This window comes from Burkholderia sp. ABCPW 14, from assembly GCF_001523835.1.
Classification (GTDB): domain Bacteria; phylum Pseudomonadota; class Gammaproteobacteria; order Burkholderiales; family Burkholderiaceae; genus Burkholderia; species Burkholderia mayonis.
This window is the reverse complement of sequence record NZ_LOVS01000013.1, coordinates 1-11,998: the sequence shown is the minus strand read 5'-3', so window position 1 is coordinate 11,998 and position 11,998 is coordinate 1. Positions and strand designations below refer to the sequence as shown.

The following is an 11,998-nucleotide window of genomic DNA, read 5'->3' as shown; positions in this document are numbered from 1 at the left end:
GCGCCCCGCGTCAATATCCCGCTTCCGACAGGTTCGTCGCTCCTGCAACGTCGATTTTGAAACTTGTGTCATGCCGCCGTTACGTGACGCCGCCGGAAAAGCGCGGATTTTGACCGCCATCGACAATGGGCGCTCGCCTGCCGCGCTGGCGAGGTCGTAACTCGCAACGAACTAATATTAAAGTTGCGCGGTATAGAATTTAATGGAGCTGATCGTGCGATTGACGGACTCATATGCAGAGTCAGACGAAAGCTCTGCGATAACAGTGACAGCTTCCAACGCATCAAGACGATTCGCAACAAAGGCTATCAGTTTTCAAAGGCCGAATGGGGATAGAACTGTGGCGTTAATCTCGCAGTCCCGGACACGACCTCACTCGACGGCTGGCGAATTTCCAAACGGATTCGCACAACCACTTCCGACGCCTCAGTTGCATGCCCACTGGACCGACGCACATGAGACGCGCGTTCGCCAAGGCCGAGGACGCAGCGCAGAAAGCGACTTGCACGTCGGGTCCACTCGCGATCCGCTTCATCCTCCTGATCGGTAAGTTGTGCGCAGCTCAAGCACGCGGCGCAAAGTGGGAGGTCGATCGGCGTGAACCGCCCCGGGAATCGTGGAGGCTGGTTGGTTTAAGTTGATGCGGGTTCGGCGGCAGCTGTTTCAAGTTCCCGATAGTAATTTGCCTCAGCTTCGGCGGGCGGAATATAGCCGAGGCTTTCCATCAATCGATGACGATTGCTACCGGCTTAAACAACAACGCAAGGCCGGCCACGTGCCTACCACCAGAAACTGACCAACTGGCCCAGTTTTACTTTGCGCGATCGCGCGCGAAGTGGCTCAGATTTCAACTGCGCTTGACAACGATTCCCGTTGCGGTTCAGTTTTAGTCATAAGACACGGTTACCCTGACTTGCGCGTAGACCGGCCCGGCGCCCACGCGCGGTAGAGTTTGAGTTAGACCTGCGCGAAGATGTATGCTGAAGGAGTCCGAGGTTTCCCAGCGCAGGTGTTCACGTAGTGTGGTTGTTTCGCCCAGGAGCACCGGTGCGCCGTTGTCCCATTTTAAGAAGACACCCACGCCTGTTGCACCGGAAGTGGGTAGGAGGCGGGCAACGGATGGAAAACCTGGGGCCGTGCCAGCGGCGGGTTCGACTCGGACTCGCAGCGGGGTGTTACCACAGGAACTGATACGTACGGAGAAATCGGAGGCGCGGGATTCCGAGCCAGGCCCCGCGAATGAGGAGACGTGGGCATCTGGTATGTGCACCGGGGTTAGCGGAGGAATTATTCGGCACGTGTTACGGATAAGGAACCACCTGTGCATGACGGCACGACTCGTGTGGAGTTTTCCGAACAAGCTTAGCCCGATGTCCACTTGGCCAGAAGCGAATCCGACATTCGGCATTTGTTCGAGCAGTACGAGTGCGGACATGACGTTGACCCTGATCTTATAAGAACTTGGCTGCGCCACTACTGATTCGAGTTTCGTCGGAGCTAGCGGAGTGCCCTTCCAAGCCCCGTCACAGACCCCGCTGAGTAGAAGGCATTCCCAATTGACAATCGTGGCGAGTCCCACGCCTCTGTTTGACGTTTCCAGGGCGACTGTGTCCAGGGCTTGGTAGTCTTGGATGGTTGATACGAAGACTTGGGGAGCAGGCCCGTATGGTGACGTGGTCCCGATGGAAGGAATCGCTTTTGAGAGCATTTGGCCACGGCATTGAAAGATTACATAGCCCCTGACCCATGGGGTGAGGAGTTCCCCGGGCACGGCATTGTTGACTCGGACGTCGCCGAACCGGATATCATGGGAGCCTATCGGGTCGCATCCGTTGGTGGCTTGGCCGTGTGCGGTCAACGGCATGAGGGAGAGGAGGCAGTAGAGGGGCGACAGCCGCATTCGTGTAGGAGTTGGCATGGTGGTCCGGGAGGGGCAATCCCGCAAGGGTTAGGGGGTGAGGGAGGGGTTGAGACGCAGTACCGGCGCAAGTTCTACCGTACCCTTCGGCGATGACATCGTAGGGGGCGTGGCTGGGCCAAATTCCGAGCCTAGCCGGAGGTCGTTTTCGTCCTGACGAAACCGTGGTTTAGTCCTGTTTATGCCTCGCACACAATGTTTCGGAGATAGGCTCCGACGCACCGACGCGAAGTTCGTCACCCGGAACCAACAACCCGTTCGCCCAAGATGTCTACCGTTCTACGTACGTCTGGATCCGGCCTAGGGCTGCCTCTTCAGACAATCCGCTACCCCGAGCTTGCTCATAAAGCCGCAGCTTACGCAGCCGGCGATGTTCCAGCGCGCGAGGCGCCATGGTTAGACCAGCCGGAGTAATCCAAGCGCCCAGCCAATCAAATCCTCGTTCGATTCCACCTATTTGGGTTTTGTCGGGATGCTTCTCGAAACCCGACGGATCGAAGAACGCGTTGAGTTCCCGCACGCTCCGGCGCAAAGCCCACTGCGTTCGAGCCAGTAACAGGAAGTCGCCCATATAGCGGACATAATAAATCTCCGGTTGGTTCGCATAGTGCTCGTCGACGTGATAAAGGAGGCTTGCTCCAATCAATGGACTCAACGCACACCCGCGCCCGATGCCCAAGGTCGGCGTCACGATATTTCCTCCGTCTTCGACGGAGTAATGCAAGTACTGCTCAATGAGACCTAGCAGGACAGGAGCGACCGCCATTCGCTGTACGATTCCAGAGACCAGCTCCTTGCGGATATGTTTGTAGTATCCGGAATCAACCATCGATCTTTAAGGTTGTCGCATCGGCAACGTCGGCCGACTTGACTTCACTGCGTTTGACGCGCTGGACGCAGCTTGGGTTGCCCTGCTTGACGGGTCGACGGTAACCGTTGTGCACGGCTGGGCAACGCCCGTGCCTTCTGCGTCGGCTTGATAGCTGAAGCCGCACACACCCTGCGGTCCTTCCGCCCACCGTACCGACAACTTGCCCTTATCCGGTACGCCCCGTACAAACACCGTACCGCCCTGGCCGACCACACCGACATTGTTCGATGACGTATCCATCACATCCGCGCCCATCGGCACCGGTTCGCCGTCACTTAACTTCACCCGCATCAGCATCGGCTTACCCACCTTCGTGTCGAATGTAGCCCGCACCACCGCGCCGGCGCGCGGTATGATGTCCCGGCTGCTACTCCCAAGTTCCACGTCCTCTGATATCCCCTGCGGGTCTAGTGCCAGTGTATTGACGCGGTAGGCTGAAAGGTATGGCACCACCGCGTAACCGGCACTGTTCACGAGTACCCCTGGGCTATTGATGATCGCCGCGCCTTCCGCCCCCTTCGCCTCTACCAGACCAATAGGAGAATCCTGGCCTACCGGTTGCCCAAGCGTAATGCCGCCCTTATGCGCCACAATCGAACCTGAAAGGCCCAGCGAGGCCTGATTCGTGTTCCGGCCCATCGACGCCGATACACTCACCGCGCCCTTGCCGCCGTTATACATGCCGTGTCCACCCAGGGACGTTGCATGGCTGGAACCACCCATATAACCCGCATTGACGCCGTACGACCATTGATTCCGCGAGCCCGCCGAGCCACTGGTCGAAGCCTGTACCGACATCCTCCTGCTGCCATCCGTCGTCACGGCCATATTCAGGTTCGAAAACAACGCCTTCTTGTCGAAACCGTTTCCGCCTAACGGGATCGATACGCTGGCATAGACCTGGTTATTCACTGTCCCATACGCATTGAGATTACGCTGCACCGATACGCTGTAGCTGCCCCAACGAGCAGCGCCCGAATACCCGATCTGAAACTGCAAATCCCGGCCGCTGCGATTCCAATAGTCTTGCGCGATACCCATCGCATACAGTGAACCCGAATCAGCGATTTTCTGGCTAACGTTTAGTTGAACCCGATTGCGCTTTCGATAGAGGCTCCATGAGGAATAGCCGCGCCCCGCATGTGTGCCACGAGCGTGCACGGCATCGGCGAGGCTAAAATAGCCCGACGTGGAATAGCGGTAGGCCGCCATCGTGAAACTGGTTGCCGTCTGCGGCAGATACTTCGCATAGCTAAGGCGCCAACTTTGCCCTTGGTAAGTATGATTATCCAGTTGGGTACGCGCGGCTGTCACGTCGACGGCGAGCGCCCCTGCCGGCGTGTTGAACGATACCCCTAGCAGAGCCGCCCCATAGCCTTGCGAGCCCATTAGGCCACCGTATCCTGTCAGCAAGTTTGTAAAGCCGCGCTGGTAGATGGTTTGCGCGACATATGGCTGATAGTTGCCGTAACCCCCGATATTGCGGTAGCGACCGAGCGCAACGCTAAAGCGTGATACGCCTGGACGCAACAGTTGCGGCACTGTTGCGTAGGGCACCGAAAACGAGTGCCTCTGGCCATCGGCCTCCATTACGATAACTTGCAAGTCACCGCCGTAGCCTGTTGGATTTAGATCCTTGATCTCAAACGGGCCGGGTGCCACGGTCGTTTGATAAATCAGCTGACCGTTTTGCTTCACCTCAACCTTGGCGTTTGACTGTGCCACCCCACGCACGACTGGCGCAAAGCCACGCATTGAGTCTGGCAGCATCCGGTCATCCGAAGTCAATTGCACGCCGCGCACGCCAAAGCTGTCAAACACATCGCCCCGTGTCGTGCTGTCGCCTAGCGTCAATTGGGCCTTCCAGCGGGTCAAATCGCGCTGCGCATAGGTTTCCAGTGACTGCCAGTGACTGCCAGTTCGCTCGCCATAGTTCATCGACCCGCGATAGCGCAATCGCCAATCGCCCACATTTAACCCCGCACCCAGCCCCAGGTAGGCGCTGTTGCTACTGTCGCCGCCGTAGCTCGAGTGATAGGCGTTCAAGTCGTAGCGTACGATGCCCGCGGTCTCCCCGCGCTGCCAATACGATGGGTCGACTTCCCCACGGGCCTTACGACGCAAGGATGCCTGCGGCACATTTAAATCAAGGCGCTGCTCGGCGGAATTATATGTCACCGTTGCCGCTGGGACCGTCTTTGTGAGATTGATACATTGATTCGAATCGACCTCGTCGGCATGCCCGCCATGCGACGTGGACCAAAGACTAGTTTCCACTCCAATCGAATTCAGTAACGCAAGCGTCAGACAAGGCGCTGCATTCGCATCCGGATTCAATGCGATAAAACGGACTCGCTCCCGCGCCATCTGTGTGTCGTTCAAAAATAAATCTACCGCGTAGATGCCCGGTAACACCGGGTTCCCGTGCGAGAAACGACTGGCATCAACCGTTTTGCCAACCATGAAGGTTGAATCGAACTCAATCGGGTCTTGTGCAACTGCTCCATTAGAATCGTGAACCTCAATGGACTCGGCTGTCACCCGAGACGTTTCTGTCGCACCTGCTTCGCAGGTCATCCCGGACAGTGCGAACCCCATCAGCATGGGCAGCCGTTTCAGGTGTAATGGTGCGAAGTGATCCATTGGTTTGGCGAAACTCTCAAGCTTCCCGGTTCGTAATCGAGGATGATGAAATGGGTGTGTACGGCTGCGTTTAAATGGCCGATAAAACCAATAGGCGAATTCGGCCTCATGAGCGAAATGCATTCTGAGCCAGCATCGACTACTTCAGCGTTGCAGTACCATCAACACTTCCACCATAATCAGTGATTGACTGATACAAAACTTGAAGCCGGCCTTGCAGCGGGTGCTTAATATTTTTTAAGACAAATTCTACCGACTCAAAGGGTTTGACCATACCACTCTCCGCGATATAAGTCTGGTCTTCCGACTTGAGCAGCACTTTGCTAAACGACACCGCATACGGCGTGGGGTTCGTCGCCGTAAGGCTGTAAGTCTGCCCATTCGCAATTGGCGTTAAGGCCCACGTCACGTTCGAAGGGGCTTTCGCTGCCGAGCCAGCCAGTTCTTTCGGTCGAAAAAACACTTTGATGCGCGTACGGAAAGCCAATTGCAATTGGTTCACCTCCTGATTCGCAGGCTTCGGAGGAATTTCTAGCACATTCAACCAATACACCGACTCTCGATCTTGCGGCAACGGTTCCTTCGTATACATCAAACGCATAGTTTGCCCACGTTGTGGATCCATCCGAAAGACAGGGGGAGTCAGGGTGAACGGAACCGAGATATGTTCTGGCTTAACAGTTGGATCGCCTTGATCGAGCCACGCCTGCACCAGTACGGGCGACTCCCCTTCATTGGTCAGCCGCACGCTGACTTCTCTTTGATCAGCTGGATATACGACTCGGGTACCGGACACCACAATACCTCCCCATCCATGGGTTGCGATCGTCAATCCAAGAATTGAGATAGCGCCCATAAGTATGCATCGAAACATTGGTGAAACTAGCATCGCAATCCCAATTACATTATATGATCTGGCAGCCCGCGCCGATTTCACCCGCCATGTGATAATTATTCGTAGTACAGGGAGAAAGTAACGTTACTCTTTACTTTGCCGAATCCCACGCTCCCAACTGCAACATATTTTGCAATGTAATCCATCTTCGCACTACCACCTGAATCGATCTTGTAGCTCTTAATAGTCGAGGCATCGCCAATCGTGATTTTCGAGCCGTCATTTTTGTTATGCAATGAAATTTGCACATTCTTCGCAGCGCCACTCTCTAGCCCGCTATTCCTCAAATTCCCAGTGGCAATGTCGACGTTGGGGCCTACCTCGAATGCAGCCTTGATCGTTCCATTTTCTTTGGCGTCACATCCTTTAACCGAGATAGAAAAAAGCTTATTTCCTGCTGCCACGCCATCCTTAAGTGCTTGTACGGAGATAGTCGGAAGCACAACATTTTGTGCCGCCGAGACTACAGAACACGTTTGTCCGACGATGTTGCCCTCGAACGAGATCATGCCGTCCGCAGCGTGCGCCTGAGCTGCGAACAATCCAACCGTTACCGCCGTCAGTACCGACGAGCGTGAAAAATATATTTGATTCATAACCATTTAATCCATAAAATTTAAAAATGTGCGTCGCGTAAATAATATGCGAAATATAAATCCACCGATTTGATGGCAAATTATTTATCACAAAGATCCGATTGCAATTCCAATATGCAAGCCTTACACGGCTGCCGCCATGCCAGATTCAGTTGCGCACACGGCGACACCGCGATGTAATCGCCGGTGGCGCTCACTGCAAACATATTCCTTCCAAGTCAATTATTGCCATTAAAAGATGGTCGATATTGATGCAATGCATATCAACACAAAAATCAGAATTGCGAGTGAGCAGGAAACGCTGCATATCGTAATAAATACCGGGCTGCGGAGGGGTCGAGTTTTATTGCATATTTGTCGACCTATATATGTCCTTTGTATTTCGTTGATTGAGCTTCCCCAAGTCTGCGGCTTCCAGCACGTCATGTATGCGCGTCGCCAGGCGAATTTCCGGCTGATCCGCAAGATGACGTGTTTTCAGTCATCACCGCCTGGATCGCTGCGCAAGCCGTTCCGCAGACCATCTATGAACTGTTCAAGCGGCGCTTGGCACAGACATCGAGCCGGACTGCGACGCGAAGCACTGGCGAGAGTTGGGCGGAGAGAGATCGAGCGTGTACTACCGGCCGCAGCCGGTAAGTGAGGCGGAACCGGCACCGGATCTTCGCGATCACGTCCGGCCAGAAACCCGCTGTGCAGACCCTGTTCTCGAGGGCCAAGGCGTCCAGCACGAATCTGACCGGGGCAACGGTGGCCTCGGTGCCCCTGGCGACCCTGCTGGCCTCCGATTACGCCGCGGGCGCGCTGGACACGCTGGCCGACTGTTCCAAGGACGCCGTCCCCGACGACTGTGTCACCCGCAACGCCGTTCAGATGATAGGCAACGGCAGCTACGCGACCATCGTCGCCCAGTACCATTCCGCCGAGGACGTGGCGCTGGACGATGGTCTGGCCTCGTCTCAATACGCGCAAACGCTCGCGCAACTTGACGTGGCCATTGGCACGCTCCTGTCGGAAACCGAAAGGAATCCTGATAGCAAGTGGCTGGTCGTCGTGGCCTCGAGCCACGGCCTGAACGCCAACGGTCGCGCCGACGGGCTGCCCGAGGTGCCGCAGTCGGCCACGTTCATTGCCATCAATCAGGATGAAAACAATGGCCAGCGGGGATTGACTCCGGCTCTGCCGGCGACGGTCGCGGGACTGTATCAATACGCCAGCATTGCGGACGTGACCCCCACGATGCTGGCCTTTCTGGACAAATCGCCGACCAGTCAGGAATATGCGATGGACGGCGGACAGTTGATTGGCGCGCTGCCTCCCGCGCTTACCCTTCAGATCGCCGAGGACAACACGACGCGAGCCCGGGTCCTGCTCACATGGAGCGCAACCGCGAGCGCGGCCATCGTCGTCATGCGCGACGGCGTGGAAATTGCCAGACTGCCCACGGGCACGACGACCTATACCGACCCGCTCGCCAACCAGAGCGAATTGGCAACCGGCAAGTATCAGTTCAGCTATGCCGTGATCGCAGGCACGTCGGCCCGAGCCGTGCCCACGCCTCAGATCTCGTACATCAAGGCGCAGCCCCCGGTGCCCTTGGCCACCACTTTGGTCAACGGATTGACGGTCTACTACCCGTTCGGCGAAGATCCGCAACAGACGGCGCCGGTCGATGCGCTGGGTCACAGCACGTGGGGCCGTGGGCGGCCGACGCCAACGGCGGTACTACGACCGCCGACCCGCTGGGCGGTCGTGGTCTGTTCATCGATACTAATATCGCAAACGCCGCTGGCTACGACGGTTACCGGCTTACGCCACAGTCCTCCTCGCTGGACGTGGTCAACAGCGCAGTCGCCACCAGTAGCGCCTTCACCATCGGCTTTTGGTACAAGGCACCGGCGTGTAGCACGAACACAGTCGGCGAGCCCATCTTCAGCAACAAGACAGGCTATGCTACAAGCGGCGGTACCGCAGGCATCATCATCAGCATGTTCGGATGCGGTGCGGAGTTCAACGTCGCGGACGGCTCCCACCGCACCGACACCAACAACCCGTACATCCTGTTCAGCGAGAACCAGTGGGTGTACTTTGCGCTGGTGGTCGATGTCGGTGCGAAGACCATGTCGGGCTATGTGTTCGATCCCATTCTGGGCACACGTTCGCAGACCCATGCGTTCGCCGCCGGCATGAACGTCGCGGGCCTGGCCGGCGTGAATCAGACGAGCGAGATCGGTTTCGGGTTGGGGGAGGACGGAACCGGCAAGTTCTACATGGCCAAGAACGGGCAGACGGCCGGATCTTATGATCCCACCCGTGCCACGGCCGACAGGCCCATGCAAATGGCCTTTTCTGATTTGGCAATGTGGAATCGTGCCTTGACGCCGGATGAGATGAGTTCGATGTTCCTGTCGCAGAAACCGCTGTCCGGCTTGCTGCCAAAGTAGGCCGGATCTGACGCCCCCGGAGGGCCTGGATTTCCAGGTCCTTTCGACACGGCCCGGCGGACCTCGCCGAATGCCGAAAGACAAAATCCCCGTAGAACTCGTTCCTACGGGGATTTTCATTTGCTGCCCGCGGATGTGGCGCATCCTTGTGCGTGAACGGTCCATTGGTGAGCGGCCTGTTCGTGCAGCGGCGACGTCTCAGTGCGGCCATGAAGCGACGTCCGCCCGGCGGCGACGAATGGCTGAATCTCGACTGCGGGTTCAACCGGTGAATGCAACACCCATGCTGGCGTTGCATTCATCCGCGGGCGTCATGAAACCCATCGTCTTTCCGGGTCGCCGATTCAGCCGGCGGGCACTTCGCGACACGACGTGCGGCGATGGACGAAGTCATTGACCGGCCGGGCTTCTACAATACCCGGCGGCTGCATTCAACATTGAACTGCGTCAGCCCCATGACGTTCGAGAAGAACGGGGCCGCCGCCCTGCATGGACAAGCCGCCTGATTGCGCCGGTCATGGGATTCGTGGAATAGAGGCAAGGTCAGTCGCGCGCCGTACGTCGTTACGACGCTCGTCGCCCGCTCCGCGCTCATCGCCTGGCGCGTGTCGCGAGCTCGCAGCAGCCCTCGCTCGCGATACGCGCCAAGCGCGTTCAAAGCACTTCAAAGCGATGCGTGCCGTCGAGCCTCAGTTGCTCGACGAGGCCAAACTCCCAATCGAGATACGCCTGCATCGCTTCCGCCGCGTTGCCGGTGCCCTCGTACGGACGCCGGTAGCGATCGATGCGCGGCGACGCGAGCCGCGTCTCGCCGTCCTCGACTGGCAGGCCAGCAGCGAGCCACGCAAGCGTGCCGCCGTCGAGCACGTAGACGGACGCGCCGTCCGGCACCAGCCCACGCAGATCGGCCGCCGCAAACGCCGCCAATTGCCCCGACCCGCAAGTCAGCACGTAGCGGCGCGCGCGCGGAATGCGCGTCAGCGCATCGCGAAGCTGCGCGCGCACCGCGTACCATGCGCCGGGAATGTGTCGCTGCACGTAATTCGCACTCGCGGTGACGTCGATGACCGCGACGTCGGCCGATGCGTCGTCCGATCGCGCGGAACGTTCGGCAAGCGGCTCGCGTCGCGCTTCGTCCGCTCGTTGAGCCGCATTCTCGTCGACATCTTCTCGTGCAACTTCGCGCGCGCGTGCATCTTGCGTGTCTCGCGTGTCTCGCGTGTCTCGCGTGTCTCGCGCACCCGCCCCGGCCCGCGACGCATGCCCTTCGGCAAGCCCGTTCGCCGCATCGCCTTCCGCCGCCTTCACGCCGAGCCATTCCGCGAGCGTCGCGACCGATACCGTCGGGCTTTCCGCCGGCTGCGGCGCACGCGCCGCCGGCTGCCCGCGCTCGCCGCGCTCGCGCGCGTCGACCGGCTCGACGACGCTCACGTCCCAGCCCATCTGCGCCAGCCACGACGCGCTCATGTCGGCGCGCACGCCGTCGTCGTCCGCGAGCACGATCCGCGCGCCGCGCACGGGCGCGTGATGATCGGTCTCCTGCACGAGCTGGCCGCCCGGCGCGCTCGCGAATCCCGGCAGATGCCCGGCCGCGTATTCGTCCGGCGTGCGCACGTCGAAGCGATAAAGCGTGCGATCGTCGGACTCGAGCGTGCGCAGATCGTGCAACGCGATGCGCGCAACGCCCGCGCGCCGCGCGAGGCCGCGCGCCGCCTGCCGCGCGGCCTCGCGCCGCTCGGCATCGACATGTTCGGGAAAACGCCGCGACGCGCCGTGATCCAGCGTCTGGCCGGCGAGCGTCCAGCCGATCGTGCCGTTGCGCAGCGCGGCGACCGGGTTCGGCAACCCCGCGTTGATCAGCGACTGCGTGCCGATGATGCTGCGCGTGCGCCCCGCGCAGTTCACGATCACGCGCGTCGCCGGATCGGGCGCGAGCTCGCGCACGCGCAGCACGAGCTCGGCGCCCGGCACGCTCGTCGCGGTCGGGATGCTCATCGTCCGGTATTCGTCGAAGCGGCGCGCGTCGACGATCACGATGTCGGCCCGCGTGTCGATCAGCTGCTTCACTTCCTGCGCTGACAGCGACGGCGTGCGCCGCGTCGCGTCGACGAGCTCGCCGAACGCCTTGCTCGGCACATTGACGTCGATGAAGCACTCGCCGCCCGCCGCCTGCCAACCGGCGAGCCCGCCTTCGAGCCGATGCACGCGCGTGTAGCCGAGCGCCGCGAGCACGGCGGCCGCGCGCGGCGCGAGATCTTCGCCGAGCGCTTCGCCGTAGATCGCGATCGTCGTGTTGCGGCGCGGAATGCGCGTCCACGCTTCGAGTTCGAGCTTCGACAGCGGAAAGTTCGTGGCCCACAACGGATGGCCGTGCGCGTACGGGTCTTCTTCGCGCACGTCGATCAATGCGATCTCGGCGCCCGCGAGCAGCGCGGCGCGCACGTCGGCGGCGGACAGCGTCGGCAAGCGCGCGGACGCGGAATCGCCTGGGGACGCGGAATCGCCTAGGGCGTGTTCACACTATCGAAGGGCTTCGACAATCAGGGCGAAGTTGATAAAGGCAATGAACATCAGATCGAGTTTGTCGAAGCGCGAGAAGATGCGACGAAAGCCCTTCAATCGACGGAACAG

The 11,998-nt window shown here is 59.3% G+C and carries 8 protein-coding genes and 3 pseudogenes; 4 read left to right on the top strand and 7 right to left on the bottom strand.

The genetic code is table 11. The features are described 5' to 3' along the window. Nucleotides 1–99 precede the first annotated feature (99 nt). Nucleotides 100–336, top strand: a pseudogene (locus tag WS62_RS32375) (winged helix-turn-helix domain-containing protein); the annotation flags it as partial. Between the two features lie 550 nt (nucleotides 337–886). On the opposite strand, the gene WS62_RS38980 reads toward WS62_RS32375, so the two are convergent. From WS62_RS38980 to WS62_RS32360, 5 genes are all read right to left on the bottom strand, one after another. Then, on the bottom strand, nucleotides 887–1,327 hold the full coding sequence (locus WS62_RS38980) for a fimbrial protein (RefSeq protein WP_442855056.1): 441 nt from the start codon (nucleotides 1,325–1,327) through the stop codon (nucleotides 887–889). Between the two features lie 862 nt (nucleotides 1,328–2,189). After that, the gene (locus tag WS62_RS02905; protein ID WP_082720644.1) at nucleotides 2,190–2,747 is read right to left on the bottom strand and encodes a reverse transcriptase domain-containing protein; all 558 of its coding nucleotides are present in this window, start codon (nucleotides 2,745–2,747) and stop codon (nucleotides 2,190–2,192) included. 6 nt (nucleotides 2,748–2,753) lie between these two features. Next, nucleotides 2,754–5,555: a fimbria/pilus outer membrane usher protein gene (locus tag WS62_RS02900; protein WP_231748170.1), complete on the bottom strand. Its 2,802-nt coding sequence runs from the start codon at nucleotides 5,553–5,555 to the stop codon at nucleotides 2,754–2,756. Between the two features lie 16 nt (nucleotides 5,556–5,571). Beyond that, on the bottom strand, nucleotides 5,572–6,288 hold the full coding sequence (locus tag WS62_RS32365) for a fimbria/pilus periplasmic chaperone (protein WP_197422751.1): 717 nt from the start codon (nucleotides 6,286–6,288) through the stop codon (nucleotides 5,572–5,574). Nucleotides 6,289–6,383: 95 nt separating this feature from the next. Beyond that, nucleotides 6,384–6,923, bottom strand: a complete 540-nt coding sequence (locus tag WS62_RS32360; protein WP_197422750.1) for a fimbrial protein — start codon at nucleotides 6,921–6,923, stop codon at nucleotides 6,384–6,386. 693 nt (nucleotides 6,924–7,616) lie between these two features. On the opposite strand from WS62_RS32360, the gene WS62_RS35835 reads away from it, so the two are divergent. The 3 genes and pseudogenes from WS62_RS35835 to WS62_RS35825 form a co-directional block, all read left to right on the top strand. Then, nucleotides 7,617–9,113 (top strand): hypothetical protein, encoded by a 1,497-nt coding sequence (locus WS62_RS35835; protein ID WP_156440843.1) that lies wholly within the window; start codon nucleotides 7,617–7,619, stop codon nucleotides 9,111–9,113. Further along, nucleotides 9,044–9,367, top strand: coding sequence for a hypothetical protein (locus WS62_RS35830; RefSeq protein WP_197422749.1), 324 nt, complete (start codon nucleotides 9,044–9,046; stop codon nucleotides 9,365–9,367). Before WS62_RS35835 ends, WS62_RS35830 begins: the two co-directional genes overlap by 70 nt. 350 nt (nucleotides 9,368–9,717) lie before the next feature. Next, a pseudogene (locus WS62_RS35825) lies at nucleotides 9,718–9,873 on the top strand (IS3 family transposase); the annotation flags it as partial. Between the two features lie 148 nt (nucleotides 9,874–10,021). Here WS62_RS35825 and WS62_RS02890 read toward each other — a convergent pair. Continuing rightward, nucleotides 10,022–11,833 carry a rhodanese homology domain-containing protein gene (locus WS62_RS02890; protein WP_066567463.1) on the bottom strand — a complete coding sequence of 604 codons (1,812 nt, stop codon included), beginning with the start codon at nucleotides 11,831–11,833 and terminating at the stop codon, nucleotides 10,022–10,024. 54 nt (nucleotides 11,834–11,887) lie between these two features. Beyond that, a pseudogene (locus WS62_RS02885) lies at nucleotides 11,888–11,998 on the bottom strand (IS5-like element ISCARN85 family transposase); the annotation flags it as partial.